At 37.5% G+C, this 16,143-nt stretch carries 20 protein-coding genes; 6 read left to right on the forward strand and 14 right to left on the reverse strand.

Going from position 1 to position 16,143, the window contains the following annotated elements:
- Nucleotides 1–44: 44 nt before the first annotated feature.
- The 3 genes from QUF86_RS22460 to QUF86_RS22470 all read left to right on the forward strand — a co-directional run bounded on the left by QUF86_RS22460 (nucleotide 45) and on the right by QUF86_RS22470 (nucleotide 2,579).
- Nucleotides 45–218, forward strand: a complete 174-nt coding sequence (locus QUF86_RS22460) for an aspartyl-phosphate phosphatase Spo0E family protein (protein ID WP_289316883.1) — start codon at nucleotides 45–47, stop codon at nucleotides 216–218.
- A 548-nt stretch (nucleotides 219–766) separates the two neighbouring features.
- On the forward strand, nucleotides 767–1,165 hold the full coding sequence (locus QUF86_RS22465; RefSeq protein WP_289316884.1) for a DoxX family protein: 399 nt from the start codon (nucleotides 767–769) through the stop codon (nucleotides 1,163–1,165).
- A 1,018-nt stretch (nucleotides 1,166–2,183) separates the two neighbouring features.
- Complete coding sequence (locus QUF86_RS22470; protein WP_289335721.1) at nucleotides 2,184–2,579, forward strand: hypothetical protein; 396 nt, start codon at nucleotides 2,184–2,186, stop codon at nucleotides 2,577–2,579.
- A gap of 678 nt (nucleotides 2,580–3,257) precedes the next feature.
- Here QUF86_RS22470 and QUF86_RS22475 read toward each other — a convergent pair.
- The 6 genes from QUF86_RS22475 to QUF86_RS22500 all read right to left on the reverse strand — a co-directional run bounded on the left by QUF86_RS22475 (nucleotide 3,258) and on the right by QUF86_RS22500 (nucleotide 6,379).
- Entirely contained in the window at nucleotides 3,258–4,382 is a 1,125-nt protein-coding gene (locus QUF86_RS22475; protein ID WP_289335722.1) for an NADH-dependent flavin oxidoreductase, read from the reverse strand.
- A gap of 93 nt (nucleotides 4,383–4,475) precedes the next feature.
- Entirely contained in the window at nucleotides 4,476–4,790 is a 315-nt protein-coding gene (gene trxA / locus QUF86_RS22480; protein ID WP_289316887.1) for a thioredoxin, read from the reverse strand.
- Between the two features lie 44 nt (nucleotides 4,791–4,834).
- Nucleotides 4,835–5,224 (reverse strand): IDEAL domain-containing protein, encoded by a 390-nt coding sequence (locus tag QUF86_RS22485; RefSeq protein ID WP_289316888.1) that lies wholly within the window; start codon nucleotides 5,222–5,224, stop codon nucleotides 4,835–4,837.
- Nucleotides 5,225–5,324: 100 nt separating this feature from the next.
- Nucleotides 5,325–5,744 (reverse strand): RrF2 family transcriptional regulator, encoded by a 420-nt coding sequence (locus QUF86_RS22490; protein ID WP_289316889.1) that lies wholly within the window; start codon nucleotides 5,742–5,744, stop codon nucleotides 5,325–5,327.
- Nucleotides 5,745–5,906: 162 nt separating this feature from the next.
- Nucleotides 5,907–6,116: a spore coat protein gene (locus tag QUF86_RS22495; protein ID WP_289335723.1), complete on the reverse strand. Its 210-nt coding sequence runs from the start codon at nucleotides 6,114–6,116 to the stop codon at nucleotides 5,907–5,909.
- Nucleotides 6,113–6,379 (reverse strand): hypothetical protein, encoded by a 267-nt coding sequence (locus tag QUF86_RS22500; protein ID WP_289335724.1) that lies wholly within the window; start codon nucleotides 6,377–6,379, stop codon nucleotides 6,113–6,115. Before QUF86_RS22500 ends, QUF86_RS22495 begins: the two co-directional genes overlap by 4 nt.
- 165 nt (nucleotides 6,380–6,544) lie before the next feature.
- On the opposite strand from QUF86_RS22500, the gene QUF86_RS22505 reads away from it, so the two are divergent.
- The gene (locus QUF86_RS22505; RefSeq protein ID WP_289335725.1) at nucleotides 6,545–6,760 is read left to right on the forward strand and encodes a spore coat protein; all 216 of its coding nucleotides are present in this window, start codon (nucleotides 6,545–6,547) and stop codon (nucleotides 6,758–6,760) included.
- Nucleotides 6,761–7,529: 769 nt separating this feature from the next.
- On the opposite strand, the gene QUF86_RS22510 is transcribed toward QUF86_RS22505, so the two are convergent.
- From QUF86_RS22510 to yneA, 6 genes are all read right to left on the reverse strand, one after another.
- Nucleotides 7,530–7,745: a YneF family protein gene (locus tag QUF86_RS22510; RefSeq protein ID WP_034312934.1), complete on the reverse strand. Its 216-nt coding sequence runs from the start codon at nucleotides 7,743–7,745 to the stop codon at nucleotides 7,530–7,532.
- An 84-nt stretch (nucleotides 7,746–7,829) separates the two neighbouring features.
- Nucleotides 7,830–8,270: a sporulation inhibitor of replication protein SirA gene (gene sirA, locus QUF86_RS22515; protein ID WP_289316892.1), complete on the reverse strand. Its 441-nt coding sequence runs from the start codon at nucleotides 8,268–8,270 to the stop codon at nucleotides 7,830–7,832.
- A gap of 299 nt (nucleotides 8,271–8,569) precedes the next feature.
- On the reverse strand, nucleotides 8,570–10,573 hold the full coding sequence (tkt, locus tag QUF86_RS22520) for a transketolase (protein WP_289335726.1): 2,004 nt from the start codon (nucleotides 10,571–10,573) through the stop codon (nucleotides 8,570–8,572).
- Nucleotides 10,574–10,800: 227 nt separating this feature from the next.
- Nucleotides 10,801–11,034: a DUF896 domain-containing protein gene (locus QUF86_RS22525; RefSeq protein WP_289316894.1), complete on the reverse strand. Its 234-nt coding sequence runs from the start codon at nucleotides 11,032–11,034 to the stop codon at nucleotides 10,801–10,803.
- Nucleotides 11,035–11,099: 65 nt separating this feature from the next.
- Nucleotides 11,100–11,756 (reverse strand): YneB family resolvase-like protein, encoded by a 657-nt coding sequence (locus tag QUF86_RS22530; protein WP_289316895.1) that lies wholly within the window; start codon nucleotides 11,754–11,756, stop codon nucleotides 11,100–11,102.
- Nucleotides 11,757–11,775: 19 nt separating this feature from the next.
- The gene (gene yneA / locus QUF86_RS22535) at nucleotides 11,776–12,087 is read right to left on the reverse strand and encodes a cell division suppressor protein YneA (RefSeq protein ID WP_289335727.1); all 312 of its coding nucleotides are present in this window, start codon (nucleotides 12,085–12,087) and stop codon (nucleotides 11,776–11,778) included.
- A 155-nt stretch (nucleotides 12,088–12,242) separates the two neighbouring features.
- Between yneA and lexA the strand changes: the two genes are divergently transcribed.
- Nucleotides 12,243–12,866: a transcriptional repressor LexA gene (lexA, locus tag QUF86_RS22540; protein ID WP_289316897.1), complete on the forward strand. Its 624-nt coding sequence runs from the start codon at nucleotides 12,243–12,245 to the stop codon at nucleotides 12,864–12,866.
- 250 nt (nucleotides 12,867–13,116) lie between these two features.
- Here lexA and QUF86_RS22545 read toward each other — a convergent pair whose 3' ends face one another.
- Nucleotides 13,117–13,731 carry a glucosaminidase domain-containing protein gene (locus tag QUF86_RS22545; protein WP_289335728.1) on the reverse strand — a complete coding sequence of 205 codons (615 nt, stop codon included), beginning with the start codon at nucleotides 13,729–13,731 and terminating at the stop codon, nucleotides 13,117–13,119.
- Nucleotides 13,732–14,083: 352 nt separating this feature from the next.
- Between QUF86_RS22545 and QUF86_RS22550 the strand changes: the two genes are divergently transcribed.
- Nucleotides 14,084–14,371, forward strand: a complete 288-nt coding sequence (locus QUF86_RS22550) for a hypothetical protein (RefSeq protein ID WP_289335729.1) — start codon at nucleotides 14,084–14,086, stop codon at nucleotides 14,369–14,371.
- A gap of 201 nt (nucleotides 14,372–14,572) precedes the next feature.
- Here QUF86_RS22550 and QUF86_RS22555 read toward each other — a convergent pair whose 3' ends face one another.
- Nucleotides 14,573–16,105: an esterase/lipase family protein gene (locus QUF86_RS22555; protein WP_289336283.1), complete on the reverse strand. Its 1,533-nt coding sequence runs from the start codon at nucleotides 16,103–16,105 to the stop codon at nucleotides 14,573–14,575.
- Between the last annotated feature and the right edge of the window lie 38 nt (nucleotides 16,106–16,143).

Below are 16,143 nucleotides of genomic sequence, written 5' to 3' on the forward strand. Positions count from 1 at the left end.
TAAAAGGTACCTTGAAAAAAAGTTGGGGCCAGAAAGGAAATATAATGGCTAAGAAGAATGAATTTCTCGAACAGATCGAATTAAAGAGAAATGAGCTTATCAAAATTGTTGCTAAAGATGGTTTAAACTCCCATGTTGCCGTTGAATATAGCCAGCAACTTGATCAATTATTAAATAAATATAATGAACTTTTTTATAAAACTGGTACAGGTCTTTAATCCCCTAATCTCTTACCGGTTCATCTCCCATTGATAACCACCATGTCATTATATGCTTAATTTGAACGGACTATCTCCTCTTTTTCCTTTTCGTTCCACAAATGAATACATAAGCATATCCTTTACTATCCTAAAAAACAGGCAAACGCCATCGGCACTGCCTGTTTTCTTGTTTTTTCATTTAATATCATGTACATGAATTACGTAGCAATATCAACATCTGATGTCGGTGCATAGTTTGTAACGACAAGAATAATAGGAGACCCTGCCAAGATGGAAGAACCGTCCGGAAAAGTAATCACTAAACGACTATGAATGTGTTAGGGTTTCTAATTTATTGTAGGCCTCCAAGCTGAAATCACCCGGTTTTTTCAGTACCTTTCCCGATGAAAGAGCCTTAAGCGTTAAAATAAAGTTTGACAAATCACTCAAAAGATATTATCTTTAATTAAAGATAAATTAATTCGAGATATTACAGTATTTTTTTTAAACACAAATCTCGAATTAAAGATATCTAAATTTAAAACAAATTCCAGGAGGAATCATAAATGATTGGTATCGGTTTATTAGTTATACGTGTAGTAATTGGATTATCGTTTGTTGGACACGGGGCGCAAAAACTGTTTGGATGGTTTGGCGGTCATGGCTTGAAAGGTACTGGAGGCTGGTTTGACTCAATTGGCATGAAGCCGGGAGTTACCATGGCCCTATTTGCTGGTCTATCAGAGCTTATTGGCGGAGCCTTATTTGCTTTAGGTCTCCTTACACCCTTTGCAGGTATATTGATTGCACTTACAATGCTCGTTGCGATTGTTAAAGTTCACGGCGCAAATGGCTACTGGGCAACTCAAAACGGTTATGAATATAATCTTGCCATCCTTGCAGTGGCGATTGGTGTAGCGATGACCGGAGCTGGCCCATACTCACTTGATTCCTATCTATTTTAAGGAAATCGCTTGGATATGCTAATGCCTATTATCGAAAACACGGAGTGGATTAATCCACTCCGTGTTTTTTCATTTCCCCCATTTTCTCTATAAAACAACAGATCATACTTTCTCCAAACCTAATCTTCGGTACGAATGCTTAAGCATCAAACTTCGAACCATTGAATTTTAAACTTTATATGCTTATTTATATTGGCATAAATACTAGTTTCCTTTTTCACCTCTTATACGTAAACATTTTCTCGTATATCCCAAATATAAAATAGATGGTTTCAATTATGACACGCAAACCGCCTTTGCATCATGGATGTACGGTAGGATTTATAACCGTAAATGACTTTCTTTGTCATACTTTAACTTTAAGTTCCTCTAACAAGCTGGGTTAATGCCATTAAATTATGGTGTTCTATCTATTTCATTCTGTTCCTCCTCTTCCGTTTAGGTATGAATTTTTCACAGGACTAGTGCCTATATAAATAAAATATAAATTTTGGATAAAAACAAAAGTTCCTAATTTGAAATATCATGTCTAAAAACTAAAACTAAAAATCAGGAAAAATAGAGTACAGTAATAATGAGAATGATCATAACCTCATGTTTTTTTATCTCCGGAGTGTCCTCACTAAATCAAAAGATCCGCTATAAGTTAAATATTCCCTCAGATACAGTTAAAGTGCTCCAATTCAATCTGAGGATAATAGAAATCAATGGTACTTTAATTTAAATACGATAGATATTTAGACTCTAGTAAAAAAATATGAAATTACTACTAAGTTAAACAATATAAATCCCCGAGTGATGACATTATTATTTACTGTTTTATAAACTTTACTTCGATTAATGATTCAGAAGTTAATAGCCCATGGCAAATCAGTACTTTTGATATATCGCTGCAACAACTTTAAAATTAGGTGGAACTGTATATAAAGTAAAAAGTAATCGTTCAAAAGAAGATAAATTTTATATATACGGTAATTTTCAATGGTTAAAAACACCTTCATATACTTTAGTGGATAAAATGACAATTGGTTTCCCTTCAAGTTCAGGACTGTACCTGCCATCCAGTGGAGGAAAAGTAAAACAACACCAGCACAGATATTCTCAAGATCAACAAGGAAATGGACGTTGGATTGATTATGCAATCAAGTATTCTCCAAGTAATTGGGAACCAAGTGCCGGTGTGGCTGGTTCATATGATTTAAAAGCTTCTACTAGTAAAACCAAGCATAAAGGGTATATTGGACAATATGTATATGTTCCCACATCCAAAAATGGTAAAATAAACATTAAAATAACTTATGGTCATAGAAGAATTGCTGGTACACCTTCTGTGTCAGTTTATCCGGCCGGTTTATCTATTACACCAACAACAGCTACAGATACAAGGTCATATGCATTAACACTATCTTATTGATCTGTTGTTAGAATGGGGGGACCATGAGGCAAATCATTATTAATTTCATTTTCATTTTAGTAATATCAGTAATCTTATTTTTTATCTTTAGCTATGATGCATCTTTAGATAGTGATTTTATGTTGTCACTTTTACTTATCATTACTCTCCAAATATCTTTGATTTTAGCTATTCTTTTGAAAAGAAGATAACATCAGAAGAGCAGCCATTAATGGTTGCTCTTCTATGTTATTGAATAGCGGTCTTCTTAAGTTGGTCCACTACAGACTGTGACTTGGAAGAGCTGTGTGCTCCTTCCATATCCACGGCGTTCCGTAAAGGTAGCCCCCTTTACTCACAGAATTTTCCGAATGTCTCTGCCGTTGAGACTTAATTGCTCGTCAATGAAAATTCGTAAGTCTTTCCCCTTTTTATTTTCCGAAACAGCTTAGAAATAGAATACTCGGTTATTCATTCCTTTAAGGATTCAATCTGAAAATCACTATATAGATTCTTTACTCTTTTCAATGACCCTTCCATAAACATAAAAACCCCCGGATAAGGAACACTTTTTTATGTGTGTCCGTTATCCGGGGTATCGGTCAATTCGATTGGGATTTTCATTATCCAAGTACAATCATTCCATACTATTTTGCACACTATTAGCATCGTTTAATTCATTAATATATGAACGTCTACCTATTCAATGCCTGGAAACCAGCCTGGGGAATGGATGATCGCTTGCCATAATGGATCTGGTATATCAAGTTGCTGCTGATTATCCTTGTTTATTTTTGTCACGATTTCTGTCTCTTTTCCTTGTTCCACTTTTTGTACCCACTCTGGATCGATTATGAGTTCACGTCCTAATGCGATTAATGGAACGCCAGATTGAAGTGCTTCGATCGCATCATCCGCTGTATAGATGGAACCAACACCGATGATAGGAACTTGATCTCCGACACGTTCTTTTATAATTTCTATCCGAGGTCGGTCAACCTCTGCTCCCCGTCTTGCTTTCGACCAAAATTCCATTAATGAAACATGGAGATAATCCAGTTCCTTTGTCGCAAGTCCATCAATTAATGAGAGTGTATCATCCATAGTGATTCCTGGTGTTTCCGGCTCCTCCGGTGAAAAACGATATCCTACGATGAACGGATCCTTGGCATGTTCTGCAACAGCCTTTTTCACTTCATCCACAACAGCTAATGGGAAATTCAGCCGTTTTTCCAGAGATCCTCCCCACTTGTCTTCACGACGGTTTGAATGTGGCGAAAAGAATTGCTGAAGCAAGTAACCATTCGCACCGTGAATTTCGACACCATCAAATCCCGCTTCTATGGCACGTCGGGTGGTTTCACCAAAATCCAGAATGATTGATTCAATTTCCTTTTCAGATAGTGGACGCGGAACTGCTTTCCCTTCTCCTTCCGATGGAATATTGCTTGCACTGACTACATCGCCATTTGGTATTAATTCCGGTGGAACCTCGCGTCCACCATGAAAAATCTGGAGGATTGCTTTTGCACCTTTCGCTTTAATCGCTGAAGCTAAACGACTTAGGCTAGGAATCAATTCATCTTGATCACCGCCAAATTCACCATGAAAACCTTTTCCATTTGCCGTCACGTAGGTACATGCCGTTATAACCATGCCTACCCCGCTTGACCGTCGTTCATAATAAGTAATTTCGGCATCGGTTACAGTGCCGTCAGGATTCGAAGAGAAATTTGTCATAGGCGCCATCACCAACCGATTTTTCACCTCTATCCCCTTTCCTAAATTGAACGATTCAAATAATGGTGTATATTTAGAATTCATTTATTAATCCTCCATTTAGTTACCCACCCTTTACGGTGTTGGTTGGTATAAGTCCTTACATTACAATACACAGCACGCATGTTAAAATCTTAATCATGCATGTTTTGCAATTAATTCCGCAATGGCTTCTTTTGGCTGGAAGCCAATTGCCTGATCTACCTTTTCTCCATCTTTGAATAGGATAAGAGCTGGAATCCCCATAACTCCATATTCGCTTGTCGTATCTGAATTTTCATCCACATTAAGTTTTACGATTTTAACCCGATCACCCATTTCAACATCAATTTCATTAAGCACTGGGGCAATCATTTTACATGGACCGCACCACGGTGCCCAAAAATCAACCAGTACCAACCCTTCCTTGATTTCACTAGCAAAATTATCATCCGTTACATGTTCTATTGTCATGTTCATTTCCTCCTTGTATTATCCGAAATATTTAAGGTTTTAACTCATCTATTTAAATCTAATTTCCCGATTCTATTTCCCTGGATAAGAAACTCCTCGGATTTCCTGGCATTTATTTTTGGATGGATTTTGATGGATTCCAATTTACCGGATAACTCCATAAACCATGTTTCATCCTTGGAAAGCAAAGCTAAATCAATTAATGCCAAAAGATGACTATCGTTACTGATTTCTAGATCCGGCAGCTTTTCGGTCCATTTACTCGGGATCCAAATCGATTTCCCTACCGTTTTTTCATTGTCACTTTCCACCACGTTCACTTTAACGATTTCTCGATCCGCGCTTACTTTTTCAATGAAACCATGGATAAGTTCCCCTTCTCTTGATCTTCCCTGTACCCAATCCTCATTTTTGAACTGATTATTTTCAGCCATATCCTTAACACCCCTTTTATGTTCAATTAATATTAAAACTATAGTTATTAACTGTATTAATAAAATATACATTTTGTGCAAAGAAAAAACTAAATCAATATCACGGACATTGTTTAATTTTTTCCAAAAAAGTGCTAAGTGTTATATTTTCTAAATATTTTTCAAAATATAACTCAGCTTCATCGAATATTTGATCCATGACCACCTGGGTGTTGGAAGATATGACACATTTTTTCTCGGGATCACCTGTACACCACTTAGGCTTCAAAGTTCCATGTGATACCGTTATATAAATATCCGCCAAACTCACCTCTTCAGGATTACAGTCAAGAATATAGCCTCCGCCCACACCTTCTTTAGTCTTAACAAATCCTTTATTCCTTAAGCAGCTCATCATTTTCCGAATCCTTGCAGAGTTTGTACAAACGTTTTCTGCGATAGACTCACTGCTTGCCATATGATCTGGTAGATAAGCTAAATAGACCAAACTATGCACAGCTATTGTAAAATCACTATTCACTTTTGCATCCTCCTCAAGGGGATTACTGTAATATTAATATTTACAGTTGATAAAGTCAACTTAAAAAACTCAACAGCCTACTCATCTTTGTTGATTAGTTTATAAATGCAGTGAAATTCCCCCTATCAAATAATAGAAGGCTTTTGTTGGAAAATGAAAACCTTATTTTTGAGAAAGATTCAATGCCGTATTAGCCGCTTTTAAATTCACCTGCGACTGCTCACTTATATCCTGTGGATGATGTGTTTTTACAGCAGATCTCAGCTGTTCCCGTAATGCAGCCCTCAATTCAGGTGAAGCTGTTTCTGTTATGGCGAAAGCCGTATTTCTTATTCCTGATTTGGCAGAATTCAGAAAGTCAGTAGCAATCACCTGTTCTGTCTTACCGCCATATTTTGCAAAAAGTTAGTCATTATTTTTTCCTCTCCTTGATTAACCAGGATTTCCTGTAATCTTTGAGTTTGCTCTCTGCCGCTGCTCATGTCCTGTAAAAGAATGTTTTTCAATTCCGTATCTTGGACTAATACGTTCATTGTAGAAGCTTTTGATAGACAAAGGCTTTTGAAATTCAATATTTCATGCAATTCTAACGTTTCATGCAATCCTACTTTTCCACTAAGTATCTCTCCTTTCATTTAAATTCACTTACTTATCTTTCGTTGTTCAAAATGTCTTATTCATTACTTTTCATTTTTTTATAAAAGGTTACAACCATTAGAAAAACAACATGTAGCCCTCTATATACCTGAGAGTTGAATAGGGAAAATCACCTTTGTTACATAGACTGAGGAGGTGATTGAATGGAAAATGAAAAGTTGGCCCTTCACGAGACCATGGAAACCCATGAAATATTAAATTTTAAAACAATATGCTTAATGAAATCCAAATTAATGCAAGGAATTTGTTTTGACAATGATTTAAAAGCATTAATGGAAAAAGACGTACAGCAATCTATAATAGCCAGTAATGAGCTTAAGACTTTTTACGAAGGTGCCCGAACAAACTATATGCAATGAGGTGAGCTTTAGCATTTCCCTTTATCTTGTCCCATTTTAATAGTTTGATTGTACTTCTTATTTCTATATACCTGCTTCTTACACTAACTATATAGCACTAACTTTAAATTACTTTAACCAATTATATAACCTTACCAGATTTATCAGGTAACGTAACTCAGTCTTTTTAGATCTATATAGCTGATTTTAATCATTATCTCAATTATTTATATTCATTAACGAACTGTTGGGAAATGCTTTATTTGATAATGGTGTGTAAATATCGCTCTGATACTTGAATATCTCCTTGTCCTAAAAGTCGTGAGAGACTATAGATATCTATATTACCAACTCTAAAACACTTCACAGCCCTTCCCGTTGACAATAATACTCGTATCGCTAACATTCTCGAAGGGTAATTCCCGTTAATCCATAGTTCTTAGCCCAGTATTAGATAAAGTGGAAATTATAACCTTAATACGCGCTTCTATGACCGTCTTAGTATCGAAAGCATTAATCATGTCTCTGACTTCATCTTGGGTAAATCCTTTTGCTAAACAATGGTAATCATACTCTTTTAATCATATCTATTAATTCCAAAACAAAAACCACCTTTTCTGAATCATTCATTCAGAAAAAGTGGCTTTAGGAACAACAATGAAAGATAAACCAAAATTTTATATAAAATCGGCGGAAGGATTCAGCCTGAATGAAGCTACCATTTCGATATTATATAAAATTTTGCATCCAATCTTCCAATAACATTGATATATCAAGGTTTCATGCTATCTTATTTTGTTTGTTGTTTATTCATGGCGCTCATCATTTGATTAATTTTCTTTTGGGATGGCTTCATACCCATTTGCATCATCATCATTTTTAACATCTGTTCGTTAATTGGCGGATTTTTCTTTAAGTAATCCATCATGTATTTACGAGCGATGAAAAATCCCAGCACTACTCCAGCAATCAATGCCAGTACGCCAACTAGAATGTAAACCCACATACTATTTCCTCCTTCGTGTTGTCTAACATCAGTGTACTAGACCAAAGGTTATTATACAATACCCGCTACCCAAAAGTCCCCCATTTAGACAAATTTTCTTTCTTTTATCGGTTTTAACCAACCGTATTTTTCGTGTTCAAAATCAATGGCTAGAAAACTCGCTTCATATTTTCGAATGCACTCAAAGAAGGCCGTTTCCGCTTCATAGTCTCCTTCAGCTTTAAGCATAATGGAATCATCCTGGATGATTAAAACGGCTTTACTGGATCCGTTTGTTTTTTCTAAATAGTATTTTCCATTTTGAGACCAAAAATTCATCTTTTTTTGCAAACGTTGTTCAATAGCTACCTGCAACTGGATAATAGGGACTGTTTTGGTGACATATTCGATTTGTTTTTGCAAAATACTCTTCAGTCTGCCCCTAGCTTGAATATACTCCAAAAACAAATTGAAAAACAGCTTTTCTCTACCATAATAATGATGGGCAAATTCATCTTCGATTAAAAAAATTTCATAGGTTCTCATCAGCCAATGCCTCCTAGCATTCCTATTTTGGTTTGGTCACCAGAACAATTAACAATCAGGACCTTTCCATCTTTCTCCACTCTTGATGACTTTCCCCTTTAACTGACACATTCAAACGAAATTTATTTATTCTCATTATATATTGACAAACTGAAAAGATATGTTGTTTGCTGGAGAAATTTTCTTCTTTTTTTGTCGAATGGAAGATTCCCCATAGAATAAGAGCACTTTCAACATACAATACGAAGTTTTGATAAAAAAACTGACACCAAACTAGTTGGTGTCAGTCCCCATTACGATTATTTTAGCATTTCTTTAACACGAGCAACTACATTTTCTACTGTGAAACCAAATTCTTGCATGATTTTACCGCCTGGTGCCGAAGCTCCAAAATGATTGATGGCCAATATTTCACCCTCATCACCTGCATAACGATCCCAGCCAAACGGTGAAGCCACTTCAATGGCCAGACGTTTTTTCACTGCCGGATTGATTACACTTTGTTTATATTCTTTAGATTGAGTTTCGAATCGATCCCATGATGGCATGCTGATTACCGAAACATCAATTCCTTCGTTCGCTAAAGCTTTTTGTGCTTCGACAGCCAAGTTCACTTCGGAACCAGTCGCAAGAAGTAATGCATCGGCTACTTCTTTCTTAGAAGCGGAGATGATGTAAGCCCCTTTTGAAACACCTTCATACGCAGTTTCGGAAGAGTCTTTTATTGTTGGCAATCCTTGACGAGTCAGTACAAGGGCAGTTGGTTTATTTGTAGACTCCATTGCCACTTTCCAGGCTGCTGCCGTTTCATTGCCATCAGCCGGACGGATGACCCCTAGGTTAGGCATTGCCCGTAATGATGCTAATTGTTCGATTGGCTCATGTGTCGGTCCGTCTTCCCCAACAGCAATGCTGTCATGGGTAAATACATACGTTACAGGAAGTCCCATCAGTGCTGCCATTCTTATAGCAGGACGCAAATAATCAGAGAATACGAAGAATGTTCCTCCGTACACTTTTAATCCACCATGAAGGGTCATACCATTTAAGGCCGCACCCATAGCGAATTCACGTACACCAAACCAAATATTACGACCACTGTAATTACCAGGTAATAGGTCTGTCTCACCTTTAATGGCAGTATTATTAGATCCGGCTAAATCTGCAGAACCACCAATGAAGCTAGGCACCCTTTTGGCAATCGCATTTAACACTTCTCCACTTGAAGCACGGGAAGCTAATGTTTTTCCTTCTTCATAGACCGGAATTTCCTGATCCCAGTCAGCAGGCAGTTCACCTTTGATTGCCAGCTCCAATTGCTCGGCTAACTCAGGATGTGCTTCTTTGTAATTTTTGAACAATTCATTCCAAGCTTCTTCTTTTTGAGCGCCTGCGTCCACAACAGATTCATTGAAGTGTGAATACACTTCTTCTGGAACATGGAAATCCGCTTCGAATGTCCATTTATATGCTTCTTTAGTCAACTTAAGCTCATCTGCACCAAGCGGAGCGCCGTGAACAGCTGATTTACCTGAACGGTTTGGTGAACCGTAACCAATAACCGTTTTGACTTCTATTAAAGTTGGGCGTGCTTCGTCGGTTTTCGCTTCTTCAATTGCTTTGGCTATTTCCTGAAGATCGTTCCCATCCTCAACGCGGATATATTGCCATCCATAAGATTTGAACCGGTTTGCTACGCTTTCACTAAATGATTGACTTAAGTCGCCGTCAAGGGAAATATCATTAGAATCATATAAAACAACAAGCCTTCCAAGTTGTAGATGTCCAGCTAATGAAGCGGCTTCAGCAGAAACCCCTTCCATTAAATCTCCATCTCCACAAATGCTATATGTATAATGATCGACTACATTATAAGAATCACGGTTGTAGCTTTCTGCCAAGTGGCGTTCTGCCATTGCCATGCCGACTGCCATTGCGATACCTTGTCCAAGCGGTCCCGTCGTTGCATCTACACCTGCAGTATGTCCGAATTCAGGATGTCCCGGAGTTTTACTTCCCCATTGGCGAAAGCTTTTCAAGTCATCGATAGATAAGCCATAGCCCGATAAATGAAGAAGGCTGTATAACAGCATAGACCCATGACCAGCTGAAAGAACAAAGCGATCCCTATTAAACCAATCCGGATTTTTCGGGTTATGATTCATATATTCAGTCCATAGTTTATACGCCATCGGCGCTGCCCCCATCGGCATACCTGGATGGCCGGAATTAGCCTTTTCAATTGCATCAATCGATAATGTACGAATCGTATTGATAGAAAGTGCATCTAATTTATCTAACATATCGTAAAACATCCCTTCCTGTAATGTACCTCTTTATATTATAGTGACCAGCATAATATCACAACTAAAATCACTATTTACTAACCCAATATTACAATTTTCTACAAATTAGAGAAGGCCCCTATTTAGATTAAGCTAAATAGGGGAATACATACATGAATGCACTCTCTTTTTATTCCTAAAAAAAGAATCCTCAAATGGAGTGTTCCATGAGAATAGTCCAAGCATTAATGTAAGTTTCTTTTTTCTTTAATACTCTTTATCTTTTGAGGAGTGACGTCATTACCTTCTGGATCAACGACTTTCACATGCTCCAACGTATCGGACATGGACCGTCTGAATGTCTCCAAATACTCACTTCTTAATTGGGTTTGCTCTTTCGCCTCAACTTCCGTCAAACCTTCACCCTTGGCCTTTTTTGAAAGTTCATTAATACGGGCTAATTTTTCTTTTGATAGCATAATTTCGCTCCTTCGTAATCTGCGGATATTGTCATGGTATTAAAAAAAAAGCGAAATTACAAGTTCTATGATTGACTTTCCTCTGTATTTAGTTGATGTTCGAGAAAACGCCTGTTTACAGTGGCTTTAGATACATTGTATCCAAAGCCCCTTAAAGTGGCTGCGATTTCTGCAAATGTCAATCCATTGGCCCGGAGTTTAATAATTTCTTCAATTGGAATCTCCATACGGTCCCTTCCAGTGGAATTCCTTTGGTTATGAAGATTTTTTTGCGGACGGTATCCCTTTTCAACGGCTCTTATCATCCCGCGTTTTATTTTTAGATTATGTAGTTTCCTTTGATATTCTTCTACAATACCAACTATCTGGATGACCATGGCATCCGAATCAGATAACTCAAGTTCTCCATCGTGTGAGAGCGTATAAATTTTCACGTCTTCTTTAAGGATGACATGGAAAAGGGCTATTTTGGCATTTCCCCTCCCCAGTCTAGTTTCGTCCTGGATTAATAGAACTTCAGCTTCTTTGGTTTTAAATAGTTCAAGCATGTCAAATATGCCATCCCGATTTAACTCATAACCACTTGCCTGTTCTTTTATTATGGAAACAACTTCCACATCCATCTTTTCCGCCAATTTAACTAATTCATCTTCCTGCCTTGCCAATGATGTTTCCTGGGATTCTTTTTCTGTGCTAACCCTACAATAGATTACTGCCTTCATAATACCCTACCTTCACTACTTACTGCTGACTGGCCAAATTCTGAACAAGATCGTCCCCTTTAACCGGTATGACAATGACTTGACCAGGTTTAATCGTATCCGCCCTGACTCCATTATGCTCTTCTATCCAACCAATGAATTCTTTTTTTGTCAAATCAGCTTCTTCATACTCTTCGGCAATTTCCCATAGGGTGTCGCCTTCACTTACTTCTATAGAAAGGAAATCCTTTTTTTGATCATTGTCTAATGTACAAGAGAATAAAATTGAAAAGATGAATACCGATCCCGCTAATAGAATCGTAGAAATATAATTTTTGTATAATTTTTTCATAAATATCCCTCCAAAGCGAATGTTCGTTCGTATGTTACGTCCAAATTATAATACGAACGTTTGTTTCAGTCAACAACAAAATTCGAACTTATGTTTGTATAGAGTTGGGGGCCATGCTATAATGTAGCAAAGAACATTGGAGAAGAGGTGCACATATGACTAAACTATCAAAACGGCAGCAAGATATCCTTGATTTCATTAAAGAAGAGGTCCGCCAAAAAGGGTATCCACCTTCCGTACGGGAGATTGGCGAAGCAGTTGGACTTGCATCAAGTTCAACAGTACACGGACATTTATCCCGCCTGGAAAGTAAAGGCCTGATAAGACGTGACCCAACCAAGCCGAGGGCCATTGAAATACTGAATTTGGAGGAAGCGAACAATATCCCCAAAGTTAATGTCGTGAACGTTCCGTTACTTGGAAAAGTAACAGCGGGCATGCCGATAACGGCCATCGAAAACATAGAAGAATACTTTCCGCTTCCCGAAAGCATGGTTCCGCATGATGACCATGTATTCATGCTGGAAATCATGGGTGAAAGTATGATCGAAGCAGGAATTCATGATGGAGATTATGTCATCGTGAAACAACAAAGCAGCGCCAATAATGGAGATATCGTCGTGGCCATGACGGAAGATGATGAAGCCACTGTAAAACGATTCTTTAAGGAACCGGATTACATAAGGCTTCAGCCTGAGAACTCGAATATGGAACCAATTATTTTAAGAGATGTTTCGATACTTGGAAAAGTTATAGGCTTATATAGACAAATACACTAAAAGCGCTAACCGCGCTTTTTTTGTTTGTTTAATTTATGTCCCGAATTCTCTCATTATGCATATGGAAGACTAGGTTTTGATATATTTTTTTGATAGAATCGAGTTTTCCTAAGATTATTAACATCCTTTCTCATTTATGCCGGATGAAAGGGAAACTAACGTCTTTCTGGATATATGTATTTTGAAAAATAGGAAACCCTCATTCCAATAAAAAAAAGGGAGCGTTAAAATCCCGCTCCCTGTTAAAAGTTCATTTCACTCTTAATCTTTGGTTCACTTTAATGAGGTTAAGATCGGCCAACCCATTCCACTGTTGAATCTGTACCTGTGTAGAACCATATGCTTTGGCAAGCGCAGAGACAGAGTCCCCCTTTTTGACTATATGATAGACCTCTTCGTTGCTTGCGTCATATTTAGTTAAATCACTTGTTTCGATAAGATTCACCAGTTTTTCTATATATTTCGGGTCCGAGGCGTAGCCCGCATCGAATATTGCTTTAAGTGCCTTTTTGTAATCTTTTTCCCCAATGACAGCTGTATACAAACTTCTATTCCATGAAGTCCCCTTTACATATAGATAGGCAAGATCTTGTAGACTTTCTGCCCATGTTGGATATTTTCTGAATTTGGACCATACTTGAACGGGCGCATCGTTGACATATTCGATTGTTTGAATAATGACAGAATCTCCTTTATAGTCACCTTTTGTACCGAATATATTTTTCCCTTGATTTGCTAAGAAGCTTGTCCCATAACCACTCTCCAAACAAGCTTGTGCAATGACAACAGAAGGTAATATTTTAAATTCCTTTTGAATTTTTTGGGCATAAGGAGCAATTTCCTTAATAAACGATTCCTTACTCATTAGAACCTCCCATTATTAGTTGGATATCTTCATTCTTATCGTATTCTAAACTATGAGAAAGGTTACAGCTTGTCCAGCAAAAAAATGTTATTAATTGTTTTTCACTAAGATCAATATGGTGATAACTTACTAAGTACGGCTTCAATTTGGATTATCATTCTCCCTCTCTAGTAAAAGCCATCAAACCCATTAATATTCAATGGATTGATGGCTTTTTAATTGAACGCTGAAAATTTCAAAACCATTTGCATCAACTTTATTTGATCAATCATTTAATGAATTACTATGTATAAACCTTTTATAAATGGTAAAAATTAATTTTGTAAAACTTCTAATATAAGGTGGTGACATTATGGACTACCCAACCATCCATACAAACTTTTGGGATGCAGTGATAGCCATTCCTACCATCATGATTCTTACTCAACTTATTAAGGTCATTTTTCATATTCCACCAAAATTCATCCCTACCATCGCTTTGGGTATTGGCTTATTCATTTCCATTTTCATTAGCCACCGACATCATTTGGTTGCAGGAATTTTCATGGGCTGGTTTTATGGCTATGCAAGCATTGGCAATTATTCAGCACTCAAAACTTGTATTTTAACTTATAGGGAATCTTATCAAAAGACGGATTAAATCCTAGATGGCACTCGTTGGATTTCATGAATCTTTTTTGTTGCAGGGGGATCTGACTTGCTAAATGCCCTTCGATCAACCGCTAACTTAGGACCAATATGAAATACGGCCTGGCTGTTTCCTTTTGCTGAATCATTTCAATACATTTCACCCCAAAAAAAGACCTCTCAATTAAGAGAAGGTCTTTTCTAATCATTTTTACTATTTTTCTATATAGACCGAACGAATCAATGTACGGGTTCTTTCAGTACCATTCACATTTTTTTCCTTGACATCAATCGTTACATTATAAACACCTGATTTAGGTACTTCTGGAAGAGTACCAGAAAAATTTCCGGCGTCCATTACCTTAATTGAGCTTTTTTCACGAATTTCATTACCGTTTTCATCTATTAGATGAACCGAAAATGTTGTGCTGATTGGCCTTTTGTTATCATTCATTGGATTCTTTATTAAAAATTTTGCATCTTTTTGCTTAACTTTTCCGGCCATACTTAATGTAATGGGATTCTTTTCGTTAAAATGTGCTGTGAACAGGTATGCGTCTTTTGGCGATTTAGTCTTCAGTCGAACTCTCCAGTCACCAATTTCAAGGTTATTTCTATTAAATGTTTGGATGGTGGCACCATTAAAAAAGGAAGTTTCATTTTTTGCATAATGAACTTTTAAGGAAGGTGCATACTTTTTATTGGAAGGAGAAATTAATTCGACCTCGACATCATTTGAAGCTGTATATATGGTTATATTACCTGGGGCTGCTTCATTTACATGGAAAATTTTTTCGTTCCAGACATTTTGTTGCAGGACATCTCCCAGGACGGTTTGAGAGAGTGCGGTTGTGATGACATCATCTTCAACCCGTTCTTTATAATTGACATTTAAACCAGGAATCCCAGCAGTAGAAGTGCTTCTTAAATAGGGTTCAATTCTTGAAAATACTGCTGAACCTACTCGAATATTGTCGTGATCATAGTTGGGATCCGTAAATAAATGTGATGCGTAGGGAATTTTTGTACTCCAAACATTCACTAGACCATCATTTTCTCCATATGAAGATAAATATTGTCCACCCATTGATAAAGCTGAAAGAACCGGCCCCCTATTCATACCGGCCACGGTGAAATACATATTTTTACGGGAGTTAACATGGTTATCCGTGACAGATCGAAATTCCGCCATTTTACCAACTTGTAAAGAATAAGTTCCTTCATCTTTTTGACCCAATAGGGAACCAAGCCAGCCTGCATACCAGCTATAAGCCAAATCAGCTAGGTTAGAACCGTGATGAGGGGCCGCTAAAGTGATGACCCTTCCGACATATTGGTGCGCTCCATAGTGTACTAGAGCCGCTTGGGTGTCTGGTCCCCCTTTACTGTGGGCTATTATATTTACTTTTTCGCCGCCGAAATGGTTACTGATTTCTGCAAGCATTTGAGCTAACAGCCTTCCATTAGCATATTGGCTCACTGATCCATTTCCAGCTGAATCATAAAGCTGAACAAAAACCGTTTGGTAACCGGCTTCATATGCTTTGGTATACATATCATTGACACCATGATAGTCCGTTTCACCGTACCAGCTGGTTGAACTGCCATTTTTCCCTTGGACAAAAACGATCGGAGGTCTATTTGTGTCAAGATTGGGAGGGATACTTCCCAAAAACCAATCCCCTGGGTTGAAAGTTTCGGACGGCGGCTTCAATTTTCCTGCTGAGGAAATGTTAGGCTTAGCCATAATTAATATGGTAAGAATGAGGACAAGAAAAACGACAT

It is taken from the genome of Peribacillus sp. NJ11, from assembly GCF_030348405.1.
In the GTDB taxonomy this organism is placed as follows: domain Bacteria; phylum Bacillota; class Bacilli; order Bacillales; family DSM-1321; genus Peribacillus.